A 25,134-nucleotide genomic window follows, 5' to 3' on the forward strand; every position below is an offset into this window, starting at 1 on the left:
TGTTTTCGATTATAAGTCGAAAACCTGAACTCGATGAGGAGGCCACCGTGACCGTGCTCAACGGAACGCCCGCAGGGGCCCTCGCGGACCGGATTGTGGACGGCCCCGGCGGCTATTCGGGCATCGACGGCGACGAGCAGTGGGCCGCGGAAGTGCGCCGGCTCGTCGAGCTGCGCGGCGCGACGCTGCTGGCGCACAACTACCAGTTGCCTGCCATCCAGGACGTCGCCGATCACGTCGGGGACTCCCTCGCGCTGTCCCGCATCGCGGCCGAGGCGCCCGAGGACACCATCGTGTTCTGCGGCGTGCACTTCATGGCCGAGACCGCCAAGATCCTCAGCCCCGACAAGACGGTGCTGATCCCGGATCAGCGGGCCGGGTGCTCGCTGGCCGATTCGATCACCGCCGAGGAACTCCAGGCGTGGAAGGACGACCATCCAGGGGCGGTCGTCGTGTCCTACGTCAACACCACCGCCGCGGTGAAAGCCCTGACCGACATCTGCTGCACGTCGTCCAACGCCGTCGAGGTCGTGGCGTCCATCCCCGAGGACCGCGAGGTGCTGTTCTGCCCCGACCAGTTCCTCGGCGCCCACGTCCGGCGCGTCACGGGCCGCAAGAACATGCACGTGTGGGCCGGTGAGTGCCACGTCCACGCCGGCATCAACGGCGACGAACTCGCGGCCCAGGCCCGTTCGCACCCCGATGCCGAGCTGTTCGTGCACCCCGAGTGCGGCTGCGCCACGTCGGCGCTGTACCTCGCAGGCGAGGGCGCGGTCCCCGAAGACCGCGTCAAGATCCTGTCGACCGGTGGCATGCTCGACGCCGCGCGCGAGACCTCCGCACGCCAGGTCCTGGTCGCCACCGAGATCGGCATGCTGCACCAGTTGCGCAGGGCCGCACCGGAAGTCGACTTCCTCGCGGTCAACGACCGGGCCTCGTGCACGTACATGAAGATGATCACCCCGGCCGCGTTGCTGCGGTGCCTCGTCGAGGGCGCCGACGAGGTGCACGTGGACCCGGAGACCGCACGCCTCGGCCGTGCCAGCGTGCAGCGCATGATCGAGATCGGGCAGCCCGGCGGCGGCGAATGACCGGCGCGGGCACGTTCGCCTGCGGCACCTCGGCGTACTGGCAGCAACGAACCGACGTCGTCGTGATCGGCACCGGCGTCGCCGGCCTGGTCGCGGCGCTGGCCGCGCATCGCGCCGGCCGGCGGGTCACGGTGCTCAGCAAGGTGAGCGAGACCGCGACGTTCTACGCCCAGGGCGGCATCGCCGTCGTCCTGCCGGCCGGTGTCGGCTCGGCTGACGACACCATCGAGGCTCATGTCGCCGACACGCTCGCCGCAGGCGGCGGGCTGTGCGACGCCGAGGCCGTGCGCTCGATCGTCGCCGACGGCGCCAAGGCGATCACCGACCTGGTGGCCGACGGCGCCCTGTTCGACGAATCCGCGCCCGGGCGCTGGGCGCTCACCCGCGAGGGCGGGCACACCCGGCGCCGGATCATCCACGCGGGCGGCGACGCCACCGGCGCCGAGGTGCAGCGCACGCTGAACCACGCGGCCGCACACCTCGACATCCGCCACAACCACGTGGCGCTGCGAATCCTGCAGGACGAGGCCGGCGTCACCGGTGTGCTGGTCCACAACGACGACGGTCCCGGCATCCTGCACGCCCCGTCGGTGGTCCTGGCTACCGGCGGACTCGGCCACCTCTATGCCGCCACCACCAACCCGGTCGGGTCGACCGGTGACGGCATCGCGCTGGCGCTGTGGGCCGGTGTCGCGGTCAGCGACATCGAGTTCGTGCAGTTCCACCCGACCATGCTGTTCGGCGCCGCGGCGGGCGGGCGCCGCCCGCTGATCACCGAGGCGCTGCGCGGTGAAGGTGCGGTTCTGATCGACGCACAGGGACACCCGGTCACCGCGGGCGTGCACCCGATGGGGGACCTGGCGCCGCGCGACGTGGTCGCCGCGGCGATCAACGCGCGCCTGGCCGCCACCGGGGACCCATGCGTCTACCTCGACGCGCGCGGCGTCGCCGGCGTCGCGGACCGGTTCCCGACCGTCACGGCGGCCTGCCTCGCGGCAGGTATCGACCCGGCGCGTGAGCCCATCCCGGTGGTTCCCGGCGCGCACTACAGCTGCGGCGGTGTGGTCACCGATGTGTACGGGCGTACCGCTCTGCCGGGACTGTTCGCCGCGGGCGAGGTCGCGCGCACCGGGATGCACGGCGCGAACCGGTTGGCCTCCAACAGCCTGCTCGAAGGCCTGGTGGTCGGTTCGCGGGCCGGGCGCGCCGCGGCCGCCCACGCCGAACAAGCCGGGTCCGTGCGCGCGGTGGTCCCGCAGCAGGTCCGGCGCGACGCCGTGGACCGCCAGGTGCTGCAGGCCGCGATGTCCACCCACGCGTCGGTGGTACGTGACGCGCAGGGTCTGCACCGGCTCGCCGAGACGCTGGACGCCGCGCGTGCCGTGGTGCCCAGCGACCGCGCGTCCTTCGAGGACGCCGCGCTGACCTCGGTGGCCCGCGCCGTGGTCAGGGCGGCCACGGCCCGTACCGAGAGCCGCGGCTCCCACCATCGCGGCGACTTCCCGGACACCGACCCCACACAGGAGGTCTCGATGACAGTCCGTATCCACGACGGCGACGTCGCCGTCGACATCCCGACGGCGGTGTGCTGATGATGAAACTTTCCGATGCCGAACTGACGGCGGCCAAGGCGGCCGTCGCGCGCGCGGTCGAAGAAGACCTCGCCTACGGTCCCGACGTGACCACGATGGCCACGGTCGACGCGGCCGCGACCACGACGGCGTCCGTCGTCAGCCGCGAACCGGGTGTCATCGCAGGCGTCGACGTCGCGCTGCTGGTGCTCGACGAGATGATCGGCGCCGACCGCTACCGCGTGCTGCACCGCGTCGACGACGGTGCCCAGCTCGACGCCAAGCAGACCGTGCTGACGGTCGAGGCGCCGACGCGGGAACTGCTCACGGCCGAACGCACCATGCTCAACCTGCTGTGTCACCTTTCGGGGGTCGCGACCGCGACGGCCGCCTGGGTCGACGCCGTCGCGGGCACCAAGGCCAAGATCCGCGACACCCGCAAGACGCTGCCCGGTCTGCGCCTGCTGCAGAAGTACGCCGTGCGCGTCGGCGGCGGCGTCAACCACCGGATGGGACTCGGCGACGCCGCGCTGATCAAGGACAACCACGTCGCCGCGGCCGGTTCGGTGGTGGCCGCCCTCAAGGCCGTCCGCGAAGAGGCGCCCGGCCTGCCGTGTGAGGTCGAGGTCGATTCGCTCGAGCAGCTCGACGAGGTGCTCGCGCTCGGCGTCGAACTGGTCCTGCTGGACAACTTCCCGGTGTGGCAGACGCAGATGGCCGTGCAGCGCCGCGACGCGCGTGCCCCCGAGACGCTGCTGGAGTCTTCGGGCGGGCTGACGCTGGACACCGCGGCGGACTATGCGGGCACCGGCGTCGACTACCTCGCGATCGGGGCGCTCACACACTCGGTGCGGGTGCTCGACCTGGGCCTGGACTTCTGAGGCGGTTGCGGCGTCCCCGGTGTGGAGACGCCGCAACCTCAGCGGCTACTCGCTGTCTTTGGAGTCCGAACCGGTGCCTGCAGCGCCGCCACCGCTCTTGGTGCCGCTGCTCTTGGTGCCGCCGGCCTTCGAGCTGGTCTTCGAGCTGGACTCCGAGCTGGACTCCGAGTTGGACTCCGAGCTGGACGATGTGCGACTGCCGGCCTTGTCCGCGCTGCGTGTGGGCGTCGAACGGCCGGTGACACGGTTGCTCACGTTCTCGCGGGTGGCAGACCGGTCGGTCGCATTGCCGGGGTTGCCGGTCTTGCCGTCGCGGCCAAATCCGCCGCGGCCGGCCTGACCGCCTTGTCCGGGGCGGGCGCGGTTCGAAGAGCTCTGTGCATCGCCGCCGTCACCGCCATTGCCGCCGCCGGCAAGTCCGCTGCCGCCGTTGCCACCGTTTCCGCCGTACGCTGCGTTGGTTCCGGTTGCCTTCCCGCCGTTTCCACCGGCACCACCGGTTCCTATTCCGGTCGAGCCACCGTTTCCGCCGTTGCCGGCTGCTGCATTTCCGTTGCGGGTGCCGGCGGTTCCATTGTTGGCGTCACCGCCGTCGCCGCCGCGGCCGCCGTTTCCGAAAACCCCGCCGGCCCCGCCGTTGCCGCCGTCGGCGCCGTGGCTGCCCGCCGTTTCAGGACCTTCGCCGTCACCATCACCACCTCGGCCGCCGTCACCCCCCGACCCGACGAGCAGGCCCCCGTTGCCGCCGTTGCCGCCGCGGCCGGCGTTGGCGATGTGTGCGCCATTGGAGATGACGTTCGGACTTCCGTCGCCCCCTTTGCCGCCGTTGCCGATCAACCCGGCGTTACCTCCGTTTGCACCTTCCACACCGCCCACCGAGTTGCCGCCGTCACCGCCGTTACCGAGCAAGCCGGCGTTGCCGCCGTCGCCGGCCCGGCCACCGTTGACGCCTGCGAGCCCATCTCCGCCCCTGCCGCCGTTGCCGAGCAGAAATCCACCATTGCCGCCCTTCTGACCGGGTCCGCCGTCGGCACCGTTGCCGATCAGCAGGCCGCCGTTCTGACCGGGCTCGATGCCATTCCCGATGAGCCAGCCACCCGGGCCGATCATCGGGCGGCCACTGGAATCCACGGCCACCGTCACCTTGGCGTCACCCACCATGCCCACGGCGATTGGCGTGACGGTGAGCGCGGTGCCAGACGTCGAGGTCTTGGGTGCGAAGACCAGCCGTGCCGTGCTTGAACCGGGTCGGACGGCGCGTACGGCGGTGAAGGCAGGAGAGCCGCTGACCCCCGGCTCCAGGTGACCGATGCCCGATCCGGTCGAGGTCACCGACCCGGGCGAGGTCGCGGGCAGGATCGCACCGTAGAGGGCGTTGGGGGTGGCAGGTGCGCCCTCCGGCGTCGATGTGACCGTCAGCCATCGCGGAGTCGAGGTCGAGGTCGGGGTTTGGTACGTGGTTGGCGTTCCGGTACTGGCGGGTGCCGGCGCCTGGGAGACAGCGACGCCTGCGGTGGCGACGATGCTCGCCGCGACGGCGGAAGTCAGGCGCTGATGCTTGGTCACGGCCGACCTATATCGGGGCATGTGGATATTCCTTCATTCGGTTCGAAGAATGGCGAATCGAGCGACGTGAGCTGATTTCCGAAACGCAACTCAACGGAAATCCCAATCTTTCTATCAGTTGCTGAGGAACTGTTCTAGCTGGTCGAAGCACATTGATGCGATTGCGTCTGAATAGACGCGCGAGTAAATTGGCGCGGGGATGCGGTGATCCGGATCGTAATTACTGCGCTGAGTGAACCAACATTCCGGGAAGTGGAAATCTGGCTACCGATAAAAAGGTCGCCACGAATGGCGATCCGCGGTTATTTCGGTTTCAAGTAGTCCCAGCAAATTCCATGGAAGCGGTCTCAATGTTGCTGGATACCCGGACTCGAAATAACGCGGGCGTCAAACAGTGGCCGCGCGGCGGACCAACGAAAGCACCACGGCGGCTGCCGCGAACAAACCGGAGAACACGCGGTTGAGAATCGTCTGCTGGCGGGGCGTGTGCAGCCACGTCAGCAACCGGACCGCGAGGCCGGTGTAGAGCCCCATCACCACCAGGTCGACGGCGATCATCGTCGCGCCGATCGCCAGGTACTGCGGCAGCAGGGGCGCGGTGGGCACCACGAACTGTGGCAGCACGGCCAGGAAGAACACCAGGCCCTTGGGGTTGGTGGCATTCACCAGGAACCCGCGGACCACCAGGCCGGTACGGCCGGCCTCGGTCGCCTTGCCGAGCTGCGCACGCAGGTCGATGGCGGCCGTGCGCCATTGGCGCACCGCCAGGTAGATCAGATAGGCGACGCCGATCCACTTGATGATGTTGAACGCGACGATCGAACCGGCCACCGCGGCGCCCAGCCCGATCGCGACCAGGGCGAGCTGCAGCATGAGCCCGATCTCAAGGCCCAGGATGCTCCAGTACCCACGGCGCACACCGTGGGTCAGACCGGTCGCCATGGACTGGATGGCACCGGCGCCGGGGGAGACGCTGATCGCGATCGCCGCGCCGAAGAACGCCAGCCAGACGTGCCATTCCATACGGGCAGTCTGGCATCGCGGTCAAACGATTTCGGCTACCAGGATCCCGGCCTTGCGCGCGCTCAGGCGCGCGATCCGGGGCAGGGACGGATCGTCGCTGCCGGCGGGCAGGATGCGCGGGTTCGTGATCTCGAACTCGCGGCCGAACATCTTCACCTCCGCGCCACCCGCGGCCAGGACGTTCTTCACCCAGTTTGTCTTGCCGTGGGCGAGGATCACCGCGAACACATTGTCCTTGCGGTAACTGTTGACCACGGTCTCGTACGCCCGGCCCGACTTGCGGCCCCGGTGCTTGATGACGGTGAAACCGGGTAGTCGTTTGGCGACGGGCGTCATCACCGGATTGACGTACTTGAGTTGCAGTCGCTCCAGCCAGGGCGGGAACAGCATCGGTACGCCAGGTGCCTTGTTGGGGTGGTCTTTTGCCGACAACTCGGGCTCCGTTCGCGGGTACCGCGACCACCCGGAGGTTGACGGTGGCCGACGGATTTTTATTCAAGTGGACTGATCAGGGACAATGAACATGATGGCCAAGTTTCAGATGTCCCGCATCGACCTGCGCAACCGTGTGCTCAGCGCGGCGCAACTGCGCTCCGCCCTGCCGCGCGGTGGAGTCGACGTCGACGCCGTGGTGCCCAAGGTCCGCCCGATCGTCGACGCGGTCGCACAGCGGGGCGCGCAGGCCGCCCTGGAGTACGGCGAATCCTTCGACGGCATCCGCCCGGAGACGGTGCGGGTGCCGCGCGAGTTGCTGACCCAGGCGCTGGAGAACCTCGACGCCGACGTGCGCGCCGCGCTGCAGGTCTCCATCGACCGTGCGCGTGCCGTGCATGCTGATCAGCGTCGCACCGACACCACCACCACACTGGCGCCCGGCGCCACCGTGACCGAGCGCTGGGTTCCGGTCGAGCGGGTCGGCCTCTACGTTCCGGGCGGCAACGCCGTCTATCCGTCGAGCGTCGTGATGAACGTCGTGCCCGCCCAGACGGCGGGCGTGGACTCGATGGTCATCGCCAGTCCGCCGCAGGGCCTGTTCGGCGGCAGGCCGCACCCGACCATCCTCGCCGCGGCCGCGTTGCTCGGTGTCGACGAGGTGTGGGCGGTCGGCGGCGCACAGGCCGTGGCGCTTTTGGCCTACGGCGGCACCGACACCGACGGCGCCGAACTCGCGCCGGTCGACATGATCACCGGTCCGGGCAACATCTACGTGACGGCCGCCAAGCGCATCTGCCGCTCCCAGGTCGGCATCGACGCCGAGGCCGGCCCCACCGAGATCGCGATCCTGGCCGACCACACGGCCGATCCGGTGCACGTGGCCGCCGATCTGATCAGCCAGGCCGAGCACGACGAGATGGCCGCCAGCGTGCTGGTCACCGACAGTGAGACGCTGGCCGAGGCCACCGACCGCGAACTGGCCAACCAGCTCGCCACCACCAAGCACGTAGAGCGGGTCACCGCGGCACTCTCGGGCAAACAGTCCGCGATCGTTCTGGTCGACGACATCGACGCGGGCGTGCGCACCGTCAACGCCTACGCCGCCGAGCATCTCGAGATCCAGACCGTCGACGCCCCCGGCGTGGCCGGCCGGATCCGTTCGGCCGGAGCCATTTTCGTGGGCGCCTGGTCACCGGTGAGCCTCGGCGACTACTGCGCCGGGTCCAACCACGTGCTGCCCACCGCGGGATGCGCGCGGCACTCCAGTGGGCTGTCGGTGCAGACGTTCCTGCGTGGCATCCACGTCGTCGAGTACGACGAGGCGGCGCTCAAAGACGTTTCGGGGCACGTGATCACGCTGTCCAAGGCCGAGGATCTGCCCGCGCACGGCGAGGCGGTACGACGGAGGTTCGAGCGGTAATGTCTGCTGACAAGGTGACGTTGGCGGATCTGCCGCTGCGCGACAACCTGCGGGGCAAGTCGCCGTACGGTGCGCCGCAACTGCAGGTTCCGGTGCGCCTGAACACCAACGAGAACCCGCATCCGCCCTCCAAGGCGCTCGTCGACGACGTCGCGGCCTCGGTCCGCGAGGCCGCCGCCGAACTGCACCGCTACCCCGATCGGGACGCGGTCGCGCTGCGCACCGATCTCGCGGCGTACCTCACGGCCGCCACCGGCGTCCGGTTGGGTGTCGAAAACCTTTGGGCGGCAAACGGTTCCAATGAGATCCTGCAGCAGCTGCTGCAGGCGTTCGGCGGCCCGGGCCGCACCGCCATCGGCTTCGTGCCGTCGTACTCGATGCACCCGATCATCTCCGACGGCACGCAGACCGAGTGGCTGCAGGCCTCGCGCGCCGAGGATTTCGGCCTCGACATCGACGTTGCGGTGTCCGCGGTCACCGAGCGCAAACCCGACGTGGTGTTCGTGACGAGCCCCAACAACCCGTCGGGCCAGAGCGTTCCGCTCGACGATCTGCGCCGCGTGCTCGACGCGATGCAGGGCGGGATACTCATCGTCGACGAGGCCTACGGCGAGTTCTCGTCACAGCCCAGCGCGGTGGCGCTGCTCGACGACTATCCGGCCAAGCTCGTCGTGAGCCGCACCATGAGCAAGGCGTTCGCGTTCGCAGGCGGCCGCCTCGGCTACCTGGCCGCCGCGCCCGCGGTGATCGACGCGCTGCTGCTCGTGCGGCTGCCCTACCACCTGTCGGTGCTCACGCAGGCCGCCGCGCGCGCCGCGCTGCGCCACGCCGACGACACCCTGGGCAGCGTCAAGGCACTGATCGCCGAGCGTGAGCGCGTGAGTGCCGAACTGACCCGCATGGGCTACCGGGTGATCCCGAGCGACGCGAACTTCGTGCTGTTCGGCGCGTTCACCGACGCACCGGCCACCTGGCAGCGCTACCTCGACGCCGGGGTCCTGATCCGCGACGTCGGCATCCCCGGCCATCTGCGCGTCACCATCGGCCTCGCCGCCGAGAACGACGCCTTCCTCGCCGCCGGCGCCGAACTGGCCGGCACCGAACTTCAGCCATCAACCAGCCCGGTAGGAGCACAATGAGCGCCTTGGCGAACCGGCGTGCACGCGTCGAACGCAAGACCAAGGAATCCGAGATCGTCGTCGACCTCGACCTCGACGGTACCGGTGTCGTCGACATCGACACGGGCGTACCGTTCTTCGACCACATGCTCACCTCGCTGGGCAGCCACGCGAGCTTCGACCTCACGGTGCATGCCAAGGGCGACATCGAGATCGAGGGCCATCACACGGTCGAGGACACCGCGATCGTGCTCGGGCAGGCCCTCGGGCAGGCACTGGGGGACAAGAAGGGCATCCGCCGGTTCGGTGACGCGTTCATCCCGATGGACGAGTCCCTGGCGCATGCGGCCGTCGACGTGTCGGGGCGCCCGTACTTCGTGCACACCGGTGAGCCCGAGTCGATGGTGAGCTTCACCATCGCGGGTACCGGTGCGCCCTATCACACGGTGATCAACCGGCACGTGTTCGAATCGCTGGCGTTCAACGCCCGCATCGCGCTGCATGTGCGCACGCTCTACGGCCGCGATCCGCACCACATCACCGAGGCGCAGTACAAGGCCGTGGCGCGCGCGTTGCGCCAGGCGGTCGAGTACGACGCCCGCGTGACCGGTGTTCCGTCGACCAAAGGGACTTTGTGACAAAGAGAGTCGTCGTACTCGACTACGGGTCGGGCAACCTCCGTTCGGCGCAGCGGGCGCTCGAACGGGTCGGCGCCGACGTCGAGGTGACCGCCGACCCGTCGGCCGCCGCGGCCGCCGACGGCCTGGTGGTTCCCGGTGTCGGGGCGTTCGAGGCCTGCATGACCGGACTGCGCGGAATCGGCGGTGAGAAGATCATCGCCGACCGCCTGCGGAACGGGGCCCCGGTTCTCGGGGTGTGCGTCGGCATGCAGATCCTGTTCGAGCGCGGCGTCGAGTTCGGTGTGGAGACCGCCGGGTGCGGGCAGTGGCCCGGTTCGGTGACCCGCCTCGACGCGCCGGTGATCCCGCACATGGGCTGGAATGTCGTCGACGCGGCGAAAGGCAGCAGGCTGTTCGCCGGCCTCGACGCCGACACGCGCTTCTACTTCGTGCATTCCTACGCCGCGCAGCAGTGGTCGGGGCGCGAGGACGCCCTGGTGACCTGGGCGACGCATCACGTGCCCTTCATCGCCGCCGTCGAGGACGGCGCGTTGTCGGCCACGCAATTTCATCCGGAGAAGAGTGGCGACGCGGGTGCGACGCTGCTCGCGAATTGGGTTGAGGAACTGTGACTTCGAACGAATCCGTGGCGACAGGGGCGACCGAGGCGGCCGGCGCGGGCAAGCGGGGACTGATCCTGCTGCCCGCCGTCGACGTGGTCAACGGCCAGGCGGTGCGGCTGGTGCAGGGCAAGGCAGGCAGCGAGACCGACTACGGCTCGGCGATCGAGGCGGCCGAGGCGTGGCAGCGCGACGGTGCCGAGTGGATCCACCTGGTCGACCTCGACGCCGCGTTCGGCCGGGGCAGCAACCGTGAACTGCTCGCCGAGGTGGTCGGCAAGCTCGACGTGGCCGTCGAGTTGTCCGGCGGCATCCGCGACGACGATTCGCTGCGGGCCGCGCTCGACACCGGCTGCGCCCGCGTGAACATCGGCACCGCGGCACTGGAGAACCCGCAGTGGTGCGCCAGGGCAATCGCCGAGCACGGCGACCGCGTCGCCGTCGGACTCGACGCCCAGACCGACGGCGCGGGGGGCTTCCGCCTGCGTGGCCGCGGCTGGGAGACCGACGGTGGCGACCTCTGGGAGGTGCTCGACCGGCTCGACAGTGAGGGCTGCTCGCGCTACGTCGTCACCGACGTCAGCAAGGACGGCACCCTCACCGGCCCCAACCTCGATCTCTTGGCCGCGGTGGCCGGGCGCACCGACGCGCCGGTGATCGCCTCCGGCGGCGTGTCGAGCCTCGACGACCTGCGCGCGATCGCGACGCTGACCGGTGTCGGTGTCGAGGGCGCGATCGTCGGAAAGGCGCTCTACGCCGGGCGGTTCACCCTGCCGCAGGCCCTGTCTGCGGTCAGCGGATGACGGTGGTGGGTGAACTGGACCCGCAGAAGCTGACCGCGCTGGTCGCAACGGCGGCCGAGATCCTCGACGCCGCGTCGGTGCCGTTCGTGGCGGGGCACCGCGCCGATTCGGCAGTCCGGAAACAGGGCAACGATTTCGCCACCGAGGTCGACCTGGCGATCGAACGCCAGGTGGTGCGTGCGCTCACCGAGGCGACCGGGATCGGCGTGCACGGCGAGGAATTCGGTGGGGAACCGATCGACTCGCCGCTGGTGTGGGTGCTCGATCCGATCGACGGCACCTTCAACTACGCGGCGGGCTCACCCATGGCCGCGATCCTGCTGGGTCTGCTGGCCGACGGTGAACCCGTCGCGGGGCTGACCTGGCTGCCGTTCACCGGTGAGAAGTACAGCGCACTGGTCGGTGGTCCGCTGTACTCCGACGGCAAACCGTGTCCGCCGCTGGGTTCGCCCACGCTCGCCGACTCGATCATCGGCATCCAGACCTTCAACATCGACTCCCGTGGGCGGTTTCCCGGGCGCTACCGCGTGGAGGTGCTCGCCAATCTGAGCCGCGTGTGCTCGCGGGTGCGCATGCACGGGGCCACCGGCGTGGACCTGGCCTACGTGGCCGCCGGAATCCTCGGCGGTGCAATCAGTTTCGGTCACCACATCTGGGACCATGCGGCCGGGGTCGCCCTGGTGCGTGCCGCGGGCGGCGTGGTCACCGATCTGACCGGCGCGCCGTGGACCGTCGACTCGAAGTCGGTGCTCGCCGCCGCACCCGGCGTGCACGAGAAGATGCTGGAAATCGTGAAATCCACCGGAAAGCCCGAGGATTACCTGTGAGTGCCAACAGCGATGTCGCGACGAGGGTGATCCCGTGTCTCGACGTGGACAACGGACGCGTGGTCAAGGGGGTCAACTTCGAGAACCTGCGCGACGCAGGTGATCCCGTGGAACTCGCGGCGGCCTACGACGCCGAGGGCGCCGACGAGCTGACGTTCCTCGACGTCACGGCGTCGTCGTCGGGACGCTCCACCATGCTCGAGGTGGTGCGGCGCACCGCCGAGCAGGTGTTCATCCCGCTGACCGTCGGCGGTGGCGTGCGCTCGGTCGACGATGTCGACGTGCTGCTGCGCGCCGGTGCCGACAAGGTGTCGGTGAACACCGCGGCCATCGCGCGCCCCGAACTGCTCGCCGAGATGGCCCGCCAGTTCGGTTCGCAGTGCATCGTGCTGAGCGTGGACGCCAGGACCGTGCCCAAGGGCGAGCAGCCCACACCGTCGGGCTGGGAGGTCACCACCCACGGCGGCCGCCGTGGCACCGGCATCGATGCGATCGAATGGGCCACGCGCGGTGCCGAACTCGGCGTCGGCGAGATCCTGCTGAACTCGATGGACCGTGACGGCACCAAGGCCGGTTTCGACCTGAAGATGCTCAGCGCGGTCCGGGCCGCGGTGTCGGTCCCGGTGATCGCCAGCGGCGGCGCGGGCGCAGTCGAGCATTTCGCGCCCGCCGTGCAGGCCGGGGCCGACGCCGTGCTGGCCGCCAGCGTCTTCCACTTCCGCGAACTGACCGTCGCCGAGGTGAAGGCGTCCATGAAGGCCGCGGGGATCACGGTCAGGTGAGGGAGCGCACATGAGTCTGGACCCCGCCATCGCGGCACGTCTCAAACGCAACGCCGACGGCCTGTTCGCCGCCGTCACGCAGGAACGCGGCACCGGCAAGGTGCTCATGGTCGCCTGGATGGACGACGACGCCCTGGCCCGCACGCTGCAGACGCGTGAGGCGACGTACTTCTCGCGTTCACGCGGTGAGCAGTGGGTCAAGGGCGCCACGTCGGGGCACACCCAGAAGGTGCACTCGGTGCGGTTGGACTGCGACGGCGACACCGTGCTGCTGGAGGTCGACCAGGTGGGCGGCGCGTGCCACACGGGCGACCACACGTGCTTCGACGCCGATCTGCTGTTGGGCCCTGACGAGTAGCCGGGTGCGCCGCGGCGTTGCGGTGCGCGGGCTTGTCGGTGGTGTCGTCAACAATGACGGGGTGACCGAGACCGCCCAGGATCGCAAGGCGCGGGGTGCCTTCTTCACCCCCGACGCGATCACCACGTACCTCACGCAGTGGGCGGTGCGTTCGGACGCGGACCGCGTCTTCGAGCCGTCCGCGGGTGACGCGGCGTTCCTCGTCGCCGCGATCCGCAGGCTGCAGGCCCTCGGGGTGGACCATCCCACCGTCGACGGCGTCGAGATCCACGCCGCGAGCGCGGCTTCGGCGCGCAGGCGGGTCGCCGACGCCGGGGGACGCGCGCGCATCCGCACGGCCAACTTCTTCGCGGTCGATCCGCGTCCGGAGTACACCGCGGTCATCGGCAATCCGCCCTACATCCGCTATCAGGATTTCCGCGGTCAGACACGCGCCGAGTCGCGGCGTGCGGCGCTTCGCGCGGGCGTGACGCTGTCGGGGCTCGCGTCGAGTTGGGCGGCGTTCACGGTGCACGCCGCGCTGTTCCTGCGGCCGGGCGGACGCATGGCGCTCGTGCTGCCCGCCGAACTGCTCAGCGTCAACTACGCATCCGCGGTCCGCAAGTTCCTGTTCGACCGGTTCGCGAGCGTTGAGTTGGTGATGTTCGACGAGCAGGTGTTCCCCGAGGCCGAGGCGGACGTGGTGCTGCTGCTCGCCGACGGTTTCGACGGCGGCCCCTCCGGTCACGCGGTGATCCACCGCGCCCGCAACGCCGAGGCACTGACCTCCGAACTGGTGCAACGACGTTGGCGCCCCCGTGATCCTGCCGAGAAGTGGATCAGCGGGTTGATCGGCAGCGCACCCGTCGAGGTGCTGCACGGCCTGGAGGCGGCCGGTGACTTCACGTGCCTGGAAACCTGGGCCGACACCACACTCGGCATGGTGACCGGCAACAACGGCTATTTCGCGCTGTCACCGCAGCGCGTGCACGAATTGGGTTTGCGGCAGGCCGATCTGCTGCCGTTGTCCCCTCCGGGAAGCGCACATCTGCGCGGGCTGACGCTCTCGGCCGATCAGCTGACGCGGCTGGGGGAGGACGGCAGGTCCGTGCACCTGTTCCGGCCCACCGGCGCGAAGCTCTCGGCGGCCGCGGCACGGTACGTCGAGGCGGGGCACGCCGCGGGCGTGCACCTGGCGTACAAGTGCCGGGTCCGCACACCGTGGTACCTGGTGCCCCTCGTCGAGCCCGCGGACCTGTTGTTGACGTGTATGAACGCCGATACGCCGCGGCTGGTCACCAACCGTGCCAGGGCGCACCACCTCAACTCGGTGCACGGGGTGTACCTGCGTGACGGGTTCACCACGCTGGGCCGCGACCTGCTGCCGCTGGCGTCGCTGAACTCGGTGACCCTGCTGCACGCCGAGATGGTCGGCCGGTCCTACGGCGGCGGCATCCTCAAGATCGAACCCCGTGAGGCCGACCAGTGGTTGGTGCCGTCACCACAGCTCATCGAGACGCATGCGGCCCCGCTGCGGGCCGTACGGCGTCGCGTGGCGGGCCTGCTGGACCGTGGCCGGCTGCTCGACGCCGTGGCCACCGTCGACCAGGCGCTCGGAGTCGAATCGGGCGCGGCCCTGGAATCCGTTCGCAATGCGCACCATTCGTTGGCGACGCGGCGAACGGTAAGGTCGCGGCGTGCCCGCTGAACCCTCCACCAAGGCCACCGCCTGGGCAATCTTCGACCGCATCGTGGCCGACGCCGCACCCGGCGGGGTGCACACCAACCCGTGGCTGCGCAACGGCAACGCGCTGACGTACGTGCCCGATTTCCGGGTGCTGCGCAAGCTTCTCGCCGTGCCGTTGTATCTCGACGCCCCGTCGACCACGGGCGTCCCGGCGCTCGCGCTCGACGTGTGGCTGTCCTACGAGTTGCGGCGCGCGGGTTTCGACAGCGACGCGGTGTGGCCGCGCGCAAGCGACCCGCGGATCATGCCGGGCGCGATCTCCAGCCTGCTCGAGGCGCTCCCGCAGAAGGAGCGCCTGCTCATCGAGCAGCGGCTGCGGCGGTCGATGAAGGGCGTGTCGGGTTCCAGCGCAAGCGTGCTCGGCAAGCACTACATGAAGCAGGTCGACGTCGTGATGTCGGACTGGGACACCGGCCCGGAGCTGCTCATCAGCACCAAGCGCATGGATTCGAGCTTCGGCAAGAACGCCGCCAACCGCGTCGAGGAGAGCTACGGCGACGCCAAGAACCTCCGGTTGCGTCACCCTCTCGCGGCGCTGGGCTTCGTGTATGGCCTGCGCTCGACGATCCTGTCCACCGAACCGGACAAGGCCGAATGGCTGATCGACCTGCTGGGCAAGCTCGGCACCGAGGACGACGCCTATCATGCCGTCGCACTCGTGATGATCGACCACGACGCCGAGGTCAGCGAGCCCGACGACGAGGTGGACAGCCTCGAAAAGGCCGAGCCTGACACGCTTTTCGAGATCGTCGACGTCGAGACCGCGAAGGTCGACGAGGCGCTCGCGGCGCTGCCCGACATCGCGATCCGCCACGACGCGGTGCCGGAACAACTGCAGCCGGCCAGGTTCCTGCAGACCATGGTGGCGCGGGTCCTGGACGTCTCGCCCGTGACGCGGCACCGCGAGGCGCGCTTTCGCCGCAACACGGCCCCGCAGATGTGAGCTTGTCTCAGAGCACGCGGGCGCCGGGTTTGGCGCGCGCGGTCCAGCGGCCCTCGTCGTAGGTCACCGTCACCGGATGAGCGAACGCCGTCGTGACGTGGTCGGTGGTGACGGTCTCGACCGCACGTCCGGAGGCCACGGTGCGCCCCTCGGCGATCAGGATCGCGTGTGTGGTGCTCGTGGGCAGTTCCTCGAGGTGGTGCGTCACCAGGATCGACGCCATGTCCGGATGCGTATCATCCAGTGCGTCAAGGGTTTCCAGCAACTGTTCGCGTGCGGCGACGTCGAGGCCCGTGGTGGGTTCGTCGAGCAGCAGCAGCCGGGGATCCGAGATCAACGCCCGCGCGATCAGCGTGCGACCACGCTCGCCCTGCGACAGGGTCGGCCATTCGGCGTCGACGCGCGCCGACAGGCCCACGGTGTCGACGAGTTCCTCGGCGCGCGCGATCTGTTCGGGGCTGGGGGTCCAGCGTGCCGCGGTGTCCACCGTGGCGGTGATCCCGGTCAGCACCACCTCGCGCACCGTCAGCGGGTACTGCAACCGGTGGCGCGGGTTGACGTGGCCGATCGAGCGCCGCAGCACCGACAGGTCCGTGCGGCCCATCTGGGCGCCGAGCACCCACACCGACCCGGTCGTCGGAAACGTCACCGCCGCACAGAAACCCAACAGCGTGCTCTTGCCTGCCCCGTTCGGGCCCAGCAGCGCCCAGTGCTCGCCGCTGCGCACGGTCAGCGATATGCCGTCGATGATCTGCTTGCCGTTGCGGCGGAAGGTCACATCGTCGATCTTCAGGACTTCGGTCACGTAAAGGACTCCATGTCAGGGCAGATGCTGCACTCATGTCAGGGCCGGGGCGCACCTCGTCGTGCGCGGGACGTCGCCCCGCGTAAGGCTACGCGCCCTTCCTGAAAGGTCCGGCGGTCAACGAGACCTGAGGACCTCGAGTGCCTTGTCGGCGTGGGTGTCCATGTTGATCTCGCTGGAGATCACGGCCAGCACCGTGCTGTCGGTGTCGATGACGAAGGTGGTCCGCTTGACCGGCATGAGTTTGCCCAGCAATCCCCGCTTGACGCCGAACCGCGCGGCCACCGTGCCGTCGGCGTCGGAGAGCAGCGGGAAGGCGAACCGGTGGGTCTCGGCGAACCTGGCCTGTTTGGCAGGCGGATCGGTGCTGATCCCGACGGGATTCGCACCCACCGCGGCGAATTCTTGCGCCAGATCACGGAAATGGCAGGCCTCTTTGGTGCACCCTGGGGTCATGGCCGCGGGGTAGAAGAACAGCACAACGGGACCGTCGCCGAGCAAACGCGTCAAGCTGCGTTTCTGTCCGGTCTGATCCGGCAGTTCGAACTCGGCGACGGTGTCACCCGTCCCTATAGAAGTCATGACCGAGAACGCTACGCCGTCTTGATGGCGGGGCCCTGATGTCGGTCTGGGAGGATTGATCCGTGCAGACCACCGCCAACCATTCCTCACGCTCCACGCAGACCGGCACGCGCGCCCACGGCGCCGCACTCGCCGAGACCACGTCGCGCGAGGACTTCCGGGCGCTGGCGACCGAGCACCGTGTGGTCCCCGTCATCCGCAAGGTGCTCGCCGACAGCGAGACACCCCTGTCGGCCTACCGCAAGCTCGCCGCCAACCGGCCAGGGACGTTCTTGCTGGAATCCGCGGAGAACGGTCGGTCGTGGTCGCGATGGTCGTTCATCGGCGCGGGAGCGCCGTCGGCGCTGACCGTGCGCGACAACGCGGCGGCATGGCTGGGCACCGCGCCCGAGGGGGCGCCGAGCGGCGGTGATCCGCTCGATGCGCTGCGCGCAACCCTCGATCTGCTCAAGACCGAGGCCATGGCGGGTCTGCCGCCCCTGTCGTCGGGTCTGGTCGGCTTCTTCGCCTATGACATGGTGCGCCGGCTCGAACGGCTGCCGGAACTCGCGGTCGACGATCTCGGGCTGCCGGACATGCTGCTGCTGCTCGCGACCGACATCGCCGCGGTCGACCACCACGAGGGCACCATCACGCTCATCGCCAACGCGGTGAACTGGAACGGCACCGACGAGCGGGTCGACTGGGCCTACGACGACGCGGTCGCGCGTCTGGACGTGATGACCAAGGCGCTGGGGCAGCCGTTGACCTCGGCGGTGGCGACGTTCAGCAGGCCCGCGCCCGATCACCGGGCGCAGCGCACGATGGAGGAGTACACCGAGATCGTCGACAAGCTGGTCGGCGACATCGAGGCCGGCGAGGCATTTCAGGTGGTGCCCTCGCAACGGTTCGAGATGGACACCGCGGCCGATCCGTTGGACGTCTACCGCATCCTGCGGGTGACCAACCCCAGCCCGTACATGTACCTGCTCAACATCCCCGACGCCGACGGAGGACTGGACTTCTCGATCGTCGGGTCGAGCCCAGAGGCGCTGGTGACGGTCAAGGACGGACGCGCCACCACGCATCCCATCGCGGGCACGCGGTGGCGCGGCGCCACCGAGGAAGAGGACGTGCTGCTCGAAAAGGAGCTGCTCGCCGACGAGAAGGAACGCGCCGAGCACCTCATGCTCGTCGACCTGGGCCGCAACGACCTGGGCCGGGTGTGCCGGCCCGGCACCGTGCGTGTCGACGACTACAGCCACATCGAGCGCTACAGCCACGTCATGCATCTGGTGTCGACGGTCACCGGTGAGCTCGCCGAGGACAAGACCGCCCTTGACGCGGTGACGGCGTGCTTCCCGGCGGGCACGTTGTCGGGTGCGCCGAAGGTGCGTGCCATGGAGCTCATCGAGGAGGTCGAGAAGACACGCCGCGGCCTCTACGGCGGTGTCGTCGGGTACCTCGACTTCGCGGGCAACGCCGACTTCGCCATCGCCATCCGCACCGCACTGATGCGCAACGGAACCGCCTACGTGCAGGCCGGCGGGGGAGTCGTGGCCGACTCCAACGGCCCGTACGAGTACACCGAGGCCGCCAACAAGGCCCGTGCGGTGCTCAACGCGATCGCCGCGGCAGCGACCCTGGCGGAACCATGACCCGCGCGGCGCAGGCTCTTCTCGTCGTGGCGGCCCTCGGACTGTGGGGCGCGTCGCGGTTCAACTGGGTCGAGGTGCGCTCGTTCGACGGTCTCGGGCAACCCAAGACCACCGCGCTTACCGGCGCGTCGTGGTCGACGGCGCTGATCCCGCTCGCGTTGCTGGCGCTGGCCGCCGCGGTGGCGGCCCTGGCCGTTCGGGGCTGGATGCTGCGGTTGCTGGCGATCCTGGTGGCCGCCGCCAGCGCGGGGATGGGATACCTGGCGATCAGTCTGTGGGCGGTGCGCGACGTGGCCGTCCGCGCAGCTGACCTCGCCCTCGTCCCGGTCGCGCAGCTCACCGGAACACATCGCTACTACACGGGTGCGGTGATCACCCTCGCGGCCGCGGTTTGCACGCTGGTCGGCGCTGTGCTGCTGATGCGGTCGGCCAACGGTTCGCAGCGTGCCGTTGCCGCGCGTTACGCCGCGCCTGCGGCCCGGCGGACGGCCGCTCAACACGACGTATCCAGCGAATCCATGTCCGAGCGAATGATCTGGGATGCGCTGGATGAGGGACATGATCCGACGGGGGATCAGGACGATACGGACAGAAGGGGCGGTGACAGATGAGGGTGTGGGGACGGTTACCCTTCGATGGAGGTCAGCCGGGATCGACCCGGGTAAACCGGAAAGGAATGGACGGGCGATGAGTTCGGCCACAGTGCTCGACTCCATCATCGAGGGAGTCCGCGCCGATGTAGCCGCCCGCGAGGCCGTCATCAGCCTTGACGAGATCAAAGAGCGGGCCAAGGCGGCGCCACCGCCGCTGAACGTGATGGCCGCCCTGCGGGAACCGGGAATCGGTGTCATCGCGGAGGTCAAGCGCGCGAGTCCCTCGCGGGGCGCACTGGCCTCGATCGGCGATCCCGCCGAGTTGGCTCAGGCATACCAGGACGGCGGCGCGCGCGTGATCAGCGTGCTGACCGAGCAGCGCAGGTTCAACGGCTCGTTGGACGACCTCGACGCGGTTCGGGCAGCGGTGTCGATTCCGGTGCTGCGCAAGGACTTCATCGTCCGGCCGTACCAGATCCACGAGGCCAGGGCACACGGTGCCGACATGCTGCTGCTGATCGTGGCCGCGCTCGACCAGCCCGTGTTGGAGTCGCTGCTGGAGCGCACCGAATCCCTGGGGATGACCGCTCTGGTCGAGGTGCACACCGAGGAAGAGGCCGACCGCGCGCTGAAGGCGGGCGCGTCGGTGATCGGGGTCAACGCCCGCGACCTCAAGACCCTCGAGGTGGACCGCACCGTCTTCAGCCGGATCGCTCCGGGCCTTCCCAGCAACGTCATCCGTGTCGCGGAATCCGGCGTGCGCGGTACGGCCGACCTGCTGGCCTACGCGGGCGCGGGCGCCGACGCGGTGCTCGTCGGGGAGGGCCTGGTGACCAGCGGGGATCCCCGCAGCGCGGTCGCCGATCTGGTCACCGCAGGCACGCACCCGTCCTGCCCGAAACCGGCCCGCTGACGCGGCATGAGCCGCCCGTACGAAAAGAAGCACTGATGGCGTATCACGCCGGCCCGGACCTGCCGCGTTCCAGCGCGGGGGTGGCCGAACCCACGTCCCACGACCCCGACGCGCGCGGGCACTTCGGTCCGTACGGCGGCCGCCTCGTCCCCGAGGCGCTGATGGCGGTGATCGAAGAGGTCACCGCCGCCTACGAGAAGTGCCGCGGCGACCAGACGTTCCTCGACGAACTCGACCGCCTGCAGCGTCACTACAGCGGCAGGCCGTCGCCGCTGTACGAGGCGACGCGGTTGTCCGAGCACGCCGGCGGCGCGCGCATCTTCCTCAAGCGGGAAGACTTGAACCACACCGGATCTCACAAGATCAACAACGTGCTGGGGCAGGCCCTGCTGGCGCGTCAGATGGGCAAGACGCGCGTCATCGCCGAGACCGGCGCCGGTCAGCACGGCGTGGCCACCGCGACCGCGTGTGCCCTGCTGGGACTCGAGTGCGTCATCTACATGGGCGCGGTCGACACGGCCCGCCAGGCGCTCAACGTCGCCCGCATGCGACTGCTCGGCGCGACCGTGGTGTCGGTCGAGGCCGGTTCCAAGACCCTCAAGGACGCCATCAACGAGGCGTTCCGCGACTGGGTGACCAACGCCGACGAGACGTACTACTGCTTCGGCACCGCCGCGGGCCCGCATCCGTTCCCGCTCATGGTCCGTGACTTCCAGCGGATCATCGGCCTGGAGGCCCGGGTTCAGGTCCAGGACCAGGCCGGGCGGCTGCCCGACGCGGTGACCGCATGCGTCGGCGGCGGCTCGAACGCCATCGGCATCTTCCACGCCTTCATCGACGATCCGGGTGTCCGTCTGATCGGATTCGAGGCCGCAGGCGACGGCGTGGAGACCGGCAGGCACGCCGCGACCTTCACCGGTGGTTCGCCCGGCGCGTTCCAGGGGTCGTTCTCCTACCTGTTGCAGGACGAGGACGGGCAGACCATCGAGTCCCATTCGATCTCGGCGGGTCTGGACTACCCGGGCGTCGGACCCGAGCACGCCCTGCTCAAGGACATCGGGCGCGCCGAATACCGGCCCATCACCGACACCGAGGCCATGGACGCCTTCCGCCTGCTGTGCCGCACCGAGGGGATCATCCCGGCGATCGAATCCGCGCACGCCGTGGCGGGTGCGCTCAAGCTGGGCCCCGAACTCGGCGCGGGATCGGTCATCGTGGTGAACCTGTCCGGACGTGGTGACAAGGACGTCGAGACCGCGGCCAAGTGGTTCGGCCTGCTCGACGAAGGACAGGGCGAAGGAGAAGCCCGATGAGCCGACTGGGCGCAATGTTCGACAGCTGCCGCGCCGAAGACCGCGCCGCGCTGATCGGTTACCTGCCGACCGGGTTCCCCGATGTGCCGACCTCGATCGCCGCGATGACCGCACTGGTCGAATCCGGTTGCGATCTGGTCGAAGTCGGCGTCCCGTACTCCGATCCCGGCATGGACGGCCCGACGATCGCCGCGGCGACCGAGACGGCGCTCGCCGGCGGGGTCAAGGTGCGTGACACCCTGACCGCAGTCGAGGCCATCAGCAACGCTGGCGGCCGCGCCGTGGTGATGACGTACTGGAATCCGGTGCTGCGCAAGGGTGTCGACGCCTTTGCGCGTGACCTGGCCAATGCGGGCGGCTACGGTCTGATCACCCCGGACCTGATCCCCGAGGAAGCCGACGAGTGGATGGCGGCTTCCGAGGCGAACGACCTCGACCGCATCTTCCTGGTCGCCCCGTCGTCGACGCACGAACGCCTCGCCAAGACCATCGAGGTGAGCCGCGGATTCGTCTACGCCGCCTCGACCATGGGTGTGACCGGCGCCCGCGACGCGGTGTCGTCGTCGGCCCCCGAACTGGTGCGGCGCATCCGCGAGGTGTCCGACATCCCGGTCGGGGTCGGCCTCGGCGTGCGTTCAGGTGAGCAGGCCGCCCAGATCGGGTCGTACAGTGACGGCGTGATCGTGGGCTCGGCATTGGTCGCCGCACTGCAGGACGGTGTGGATGCGGTGAGCCGCCTGACCGAAGAACTCGCCGGTGGTGTTCGGCGGAGGGTGTCAGCTTGACCACAACCGTGCTCGCATACCTGCCCAGCCCCTCTCAGGGCGTCTGGCATCTGGGCCCGGTACCGATCCGCGCGTACGCGCTCTGCATCATCGTCGGCATCGTCGCCGCGCTGGTCATCGGTGACCGTCGTTGGCAGGCCCGGGGTGGCGAGCCCGGCGTCATCTACGACATCGCGCTGTGGGCCGTGCCGTTCGGCCTGGCCGGTGGCCGGATCTACCACGTCATCACCGACTGGAAGACCTACTTCGGGCCCACCGGAAAAGGTTTCGGCGCGGCTCTGCAGATCTGGGAGGGCGGCCTCGGGATCTGGGGCGCGGTGGCGTTCGGTGCGGTGGGCGCGTGGATCGCCTGCCGCCTGCGCGGAATTCCCCTGCCCGCGTTCGGCGATGCGATCGCGCCGGGCATCATCCTGGCGCAGGGCATCGGCCGGCTGGGCAACTACTTCAACCAGGAGCTTTACGGCCGGCCCACCGACGTGCCGTGGGGTCTGGAGATCTACGAACGGCTCAACAAGTTCGGGCAGTCCGATCAGCTCAACGGGGTGTCCACAGGCCAGGTCACGGCCGTGGTCCACCCCACGTTCCTGTACGAGTTGATCTGGAACATCGCGGTTTTCGGCTTCCTCATCTGGGTCGACCGCAAGTTCCGCATCGGTCATGGACGGCTGTTCGCCCTCTACGTGGCGTCGTACTGCGTGGGCCGGTTCTGGGTCGAGTTGATGCGCAGCGACACCGCGACCGAGTTCGCCGGCATCCGCGTCAACACCTTCACCTCGACGTTCGTGTTCATCGGCGCCGTCGTCTACATCATGCTCGCACCCAAGGGCCGCGAGGAACCGGAATCGTTGCGTGGCAAGGCCGCCGACGAGACCGAAGAGGGCGACGAGGAGTCCCTGGTCGACGAGGCAGGCAAAGAACTGGTGGCGGCCGCCGCCGGAACCGGGGTGGTGGCTGCCGCCACGGCCGCGGCACGTGAGGACACCGACGACACCGACGGGACCACCGACCCCGCCGCGGCGTCCGACGAACCCGGCGACGAGGCCGAACCCGAAACCGAAGCGGCCACCGCGGTACTCACCGCGGATGGCGCCGAGGCCATGTCGGTCGACGAACAGCCCGACGATGACGAGGCCGTCGACGAAGGAGCCGGTCAGGAAGCCGAAGAACCGGCCGACGAGCTCGTCGAACTCGCCGACGAACCGGAAGGTGAGCCCGAACCCGCCGCCGCCGAGGAAGCCGAGCCGGCCGAGACCATCGAGCCCGACGAGGACGAGATTTTCGACGCCGAATTGGCTGAGGCGCTGGCGGAGGCTGCCGAGGACTTCGCCGTGGTGCCCGAGTCCGCCGGGTCCGACGAAGCCGAGGTGGCTGCGGCGGAATCGGCGGCGGACGCCGAGGACGGGCCTTCCGATGCCGAGTCGGCCGAGGTGCCGGCGGAGGCCGCGGCCGACGATGCCGTGGTGTCCGAGCCCGCCGGAACAGTCGACGAAACCGAGGTCGCCGAAGAGGCTGCCGCCGAAGCGGCGGACCTCGAGTTCGAGTCCTACGACGCCGAGTTGGCCGAAGCGCTCGCGGAGGCTGCGGAGGACATGGCCGTGGTCGTCGACCCGGCCGAGACAGCCGAGTCCGACGAAGCCCGTGAGCCCGTCGAGACCGATGCCACGGAGTCCGAGGAACCGAGCGAACCCGAAGAGCCGGAAGCCCTAGACGAGAACGCCGACGAGACACGCGCAGAACCCGCTGCGCCCGCTGCGGTGGCAACTGCGCCGGTCGAGCCGGAAAAGGGGCGCCTGCGCCGGTGGTTGCGGCGCAACCGCTAGCCGGGCCTCTGGCATCCTGGCTGTATGACTGACTCACCGTCGTCCGGGGGCTCCTACGACGCGGGATCGCCTCCGCCCTACCCACCGCCCGCGGGCTATCCGCCGCCTCCTCCTGGCTATCCGCCGGTGTACGGCGACCCGACCGCGCCGTACGGCAGGCACCCCGTCACCGGTGAGCCGTTCTCGGACAAGTCCAAGATCGTCGCGGGCCTGTTGCAGTTGATCGGCCTGGTCGGTTTCGTCGGGTTCGGGCGGATCTATCTGGGGCAGACCGGGCTCGGCATCGCGCAGCTGATCGTGGGCCTGGTGACGTGTGGCATCGGTGCCTTCATCTGGGGCATCGTCGATGCGATCCTCATCCTCACCGACAAGGTGCGCGACCCGTACGGCCGCCCGCTGCGCGATGGAACCTAGCGAACGGATCGACCACCTTCGCACGCGCCGCGCGGCGCTCGGCGCGGGTGCGCTGTTCGCCGGCGCGCTCGCCTACCTCGGATTCGCCGATCCGCACCGGCCGGGCTTCCTGTTCCCGCCGTGCCCGTTCAAGATGCTCACGGGCTGGGACTGCCCTGGGTGCGGCGGACTGCGCATGACGCACGACCTGCTGCACGGCGACGTGGCGGCCGCGGTCGTCGACAACGTGTTCGCGCTGGTCGCCCTGCCGGTGCTGCTCGCCTGGGCGATCGTGCGGCGACGCTCGGGAAAGCCGGTGTTCACGGTGGCGGTCGTCGCTGTGATCTTGGTGTCGGCCGCCGTGTGGACCGTCACGCGCAATCTGCCCGGGTTCCCGCTGGTGCCGACGATGCTGCCTTCGTAGGCGGTTACCTGCACTGATACACTGGTCGAGCGGGCCGGTGCAGTCCCGGGACCTGGAAGTTCCGGACTGTGGAGGTGCAATCCCA

Annotated in this window: 26 protein-coding genes; 21 read left to right on the forward strand and 5 right to left on the reverse strand. The window is 69.4% G+C overall.

The genetic code is table 11. The features are described 5' to 3' along the window. Nucleotides 1-47: 47 nt before the first annotated feature. Genes nadA through nadC form a run of 3 tightly spaced genes read left to right on the forward strand, consistent with a single transcriptional unit; the run spans nt 48 to nt 3,543 of the window. Nucleotides 48-1,091 carry a quinolinate synthase NadA gene (nadA, locus tag AT701_RS16025; RefSeq protein ID WP_003894588.1) on the forward strand — a complete coding sequence of 348 codons (1,044 nt, stop codon included), beginning with the start codon at nt 48-50 and terminating at the stop codon, nt 1,089-1,091. Then, nucleotides 1,088-2,683 carry an L-aspartate oxidase gene (locus AT701_RS16030; protein ID WP_011728891.1) on the forward strand — a complete coding sequence of 532 codons (1,596 nt, stop codon included), beginning with the start codon at nt 1,088-1,090 and terminating at the stop codon, nt 2,681-2,683. The genes nadA and AT701_RS16030 overlap by 4 nt, the downstream gene beginning before the upstream one ends. 2 nt (nt 2,684-2,685) lie before the next feature. Continuing rightward, nucleotides 2,686-3,543, forward strand: coding sequence for a carboxylating nicotinate-nucleotide diphosphorylase (gene nadC / locus AT701_RS16035; protein ID WP_003894590.1), 858 nt, complete (start codon nt 2,686-2,688; stop codon nt 3,541-3,543). A 45-nt stretch (nt 3,544-3,588) separates the two neighbouring features. Here the strand turns inward: nadC and AT701_RS16040 are convergent, their stop codons facing one another. The 3 genes from AT701_RS16040 to AT701_RS16050 form a co-directional block, all read right to left on the reverse strand. Beyond that, on the reverse strand, nt 3,589-5,109 hold the full coding sequence (locus AT701_RS16040) for a hypothetical protein (RefSeq protein WP_058126192.1): 1,521 nt from the start codon (nt 5,107-5,109) through the stop codon (nt 3,589-3,591). 387 nt (nt 5,110-5,496) lie between these two features. After that, the gene (locus tag AT701_RS16045) at nt 5,497-6,132 is read right to left on the reverse strand and encodes a LysE family transporter (RefSeq protein WP_058126193.1); all 636 of its coding nucleotides are present in this window, start codon (nt 6,130-6,132) and stop codon (nt 5,497-5,499) included. Nucleotides 6,133-6,153: 21 nt separating this feature from the next. Next, complete coding sequence (locus tag AT701_RS16050; protein ID WP_223495577.1) at nt 6,154-6,564, reverse strand: nitroreductase family deazaflavin-dependent oxidoreductase; 411 nt, start codon at nt 6,562-6,564, stop codon at nt 6,154-6,156. A 94-nt stretch (nt 6,565-6,658) separates the two neighbouring features. Here AT701_RS16050 and hisD point away from each other — a divergent pair, with 94 nt between their 5' ends. The 10 genes from hisD (at nt 6,659) to AT701_RS16100 (ending at nt 15,784) form a co-directional block, all read left to right on the forward strand. Continuing rightward, nucleotides 6,659-7,987, forward strand: a complete 1,329-nt coding sequence (gene hisD, locus AT701_RS16055; RefSeq protein ID WP_058127637.1) for a histidinol dehydrogenase — start codon at nt 6,659-6,661, stop codon at nt 7,985-7,987. After that, nucleotides 7,987-9,126, forward strand: a complete 1,140-nt coding sequence (locus tag AT701_RS16060) for a histidinol-phosphate transaminase (protein WP_011728896.1) — start codon at nt 7,987-7,989, stop codon at nt 9,124-9,126. The genes hisD and AT701_RS16060 overlap by 1 nt, the downstream gene beginning before the upstream one ends. Next, on the forward strand, nt 9,123-9,743 hold the full coding sequence (hisB, locus tag AT701_RS16065; protein ID WP_011728897.1) for an imidazoleglycerol-phosphate dehydratase HisB: 621 nt from the start codon (nt 9,123-9,125) through the stop codon (nt 9,741-9,743). Before AT701_RS16060 ends, hisB begins: the two co-directional genes overlap by 4 nt. Next, nucleotides 9,740-10,357, forward strand: coding sequence for an imidazole glycerol phosphate synthase subunit HisH (gene hisH, locus AT701_RS16070; RefSeq protein WP_058126195.1), 618 nt, complete (start codon nt 9,740-9,742; stop codon nt 10,355-10,357). The genes hisB and hisH overlap by 4 nt, the downstream gene beginning before the upstream one ends. 59 nt (nt 10,358-10,416) lie before the next feature. Then, complete coding sequence (gene priA, locus AT701_RS16075) at nt 10,417-11,148, forward strand: bifunctional 1-(5-phosphoribosyl)-5-((5-phosphoribosylamino)methylideneamino)imidazole-4-carboxamide isomerase/phosphoribosylanthranilate isomerase PriA (protein WP_174519667.1); 732 nt, start codon at nt 10,417-10,419, stop codon at nt 11,146-11,148. After that, a complete protein-coding gene (locus AT701_RS16080; RefSeq protein ID WP_003894599.1) occupies nt 11,145-11,975 on the forward strand; it encodes an inositol monophosphatase family protein in 831 nt (276 codons plus the stop codon). Before priA ends, AT701_RS16080 begins: the two co-directional genes overlap by 4 nt. Next, nucleotides 11,972-12,757 carry an imidazole glycerol phosphate synthase subunit HisF gene (gene hisF / locus AT701_RS16085; RefSeq protein WP_011728898.1) on the forward strand — a complete coding sequence of 262 codons (786 nt, stop codon included), beginning with the start codon at nt 11,972-11,974 and terminating at the stop codon, nt 12,755-12,757. The genes AT701_RS16080 and hisF overlap by 4 nt, the downstream gene beginning before the upstream one ends. A 10-nt stretch (nt 12,758-12,767) precedes the next feature. Then, the gene (hisI, locus tag AT701_RS16090; protein ID WP_011728899.1) at nt 12,768-13,115 is read left to right on the forward strand and encodes a phosphoribosyl-AMP cyclohydrolase; all 348 of its coding nucleotides are present in this window, start codon (nt 12,768-12,770) and stop codon (nt 13,113-13,115) included. A gap of 61 nt (nt 13,116-13,176) precedes the next feature. After that, nucleotides 13,177-14,802 carry an N-6 DNA methylase gene (locus tag AT701_RS16095; RefSeq protein WP_223495579.1) on the forward strand — a complete coding sequence of 542 codons (1,626 nt, stop codon included), beginning with the start codon at nt 13,177-13,179 and terminating at the stop codon, nt 14,800-14,802. Beyond that, on the forward strand, nt 14,792-15,784 hold the full coding sequence (locus AT701_RS16100) for a hypothetical protein (protein ID WP_011728901.1): 993 nt from the start codon (nt 14,792-14,794) through the stop codon (nt 15,782-15,784). Before AT701_RS16095 ends, AT701_RS16100 begins: the two co-directional genes overlap by 11 nt. A 7-nt stretch (nt 15,785-15,791) precedes the next feature. Here the strand turns inward: AT701_RS16100 and AT701_RS16105 are convergent, their stop codons facing one another. Both AT701_RS16105 and AT701_RS16110 read right to left on the reverse strand, forming a co-directional pair. After that, nucleotides 15,792-16,589, reverse strand: a complete 798-nt coding sequence (locus tag AT701_RS16105) for an ABC transporter ATP-binding protein (protein ID WP_003894604.1) — start codon at nt 16,587-16,589, stop codon at nt 15,792-15,794. Nucleotides 16,590-16,706: 117 nt separating this feature from the next. Continuing rightward, nucleotides 16,707-17,171, reverse strand: coding sequence for a peroxiredoxin (locus AT701_RS16110; protein WP_003894605.1), 465 nt, complete (start codon nt 17,169-17,171; stop codon nt 16,707-16,709). Nucleotides 17,172-17,233: 62 nt separating this feature from the next. Between AT701_RS16110 and AT701_RS16115 the strand changes: the two genes are divergently transcribed. From AT701_RS16115 to AT701_RS16150, 8 genes are all read left to right on the forward strand, one after another. Continuing rightward, nucleotides 17,234-18,808, forward strand: a complete 1,575-nt coding sequence (locus AT701_RS16115; RefSeq protein ID WP_003894606.1) for an anthranilate synthase component I — start codon at nt 17,234-17,236, stop codon at nt 18,806-18,808. After that, entirely contained in the window at nt 18,805-19,419 is a 615-nt protein-coding gene (locus tag AT701_RS16120) for a TIGR02234 family membrane protein (protein ID WP_011728903.1), read from the forward strand. Before AT701_RS16115 ends, AT701_RS16120 begins: the two co-directional genes overlap by 4 nt. Before the next feature lie 76 nt (nt 19,420-19,495). Continuing rightward, nucleotides 19,496-20,314: an indole-3-glycerol phosphate synthase TrpC gene (gene trpC, locus AT701_RS16125; protein ID WP_003894608.1), complete on the forward strand. Its 819-nt coding sequence runs from the start codon at nt 19,496-19,498 to the stop codon at nt 20,312-20,314. Nucleotides 20,315-20,349: 35 nt separating this feature from the next. Next, a complete protein-coding gene (gene trpB / locus AT701_RS16130) occupies nt 20,350-21,627 on the forward strand; it encodes a tryptophan synthase subunit beta (protein ID WP_011728904.1) in 1,278 nt (425 codons plus the stop codon). Continuing rightward, nucleotides 21,624-22,412, forward strand: a complete 789-nt coding sequence (gene trpA, locus AT701_RS16135) for a tryptophan synthase subunit alpha (RefSeq protein ID WP_011728905.1) — start codon at nt 21,624-21,626, stop codon at nt 22,410-22,412. Before trpB ends, trpA begins: the two co-directional genes overlap by 4 nt. Further along, nucleotides 22,409-24,232: a prolipoprotein diacylglyceryl transferase gene (gene lgt, locus AT701_RS16140; protein WP_058126196.1), complete on the forward strand. Its 1,824-nt coding sequence runs from the start codon at nt 22,409-22,411 to the stop codon at nt 24,230-24,232. Before trpA ends, lgt begins: the two co-directional genes overlap by 4 nt. A gap of 24 nt (nt 24,233-24,256) precedes the next feature. Further along, nucleotides 24,257-24,646 (forward strand): TM2 domain-containing protein, encoded by a 390-nt coding sequence (locus AT701_RS16145; RefSeq protein ID WP_029104321.1) that lies wholly within the window; start codon nt 24,257-24,259, stop codon nt 24,644-24,646. Then, the gene (locus AT701_RS16150; protein WP_011728907.1) at nt 24,636-25,049 is read left to right on the forward strand and encodes a DUF2752 domain-containing protein; all 414 of its coding nucleotides are present in this window, start codon (nt 24,636-24,638) and stop codon (nt 25,047-25,049) included. The genes AT701_RS16145 and AT701_RS16150 overlap by 11 nt, the downstream gene beginning before the upstream one ends. Nucleotides 25,050-25,134: the final 85 nt, after the last annotated feature.

It is taken from the genome of Mycolicibacterium smegmatis, from assembly GCF_001457595.1.
In the GTDB taxonomy this organism is placed as follows: Bacteria; Actinomycetota; Actinomycetes; order Mycobacteriales; family Mycobacteriaceae; genus Mycobacterium; species Mycobacterium smegmatis.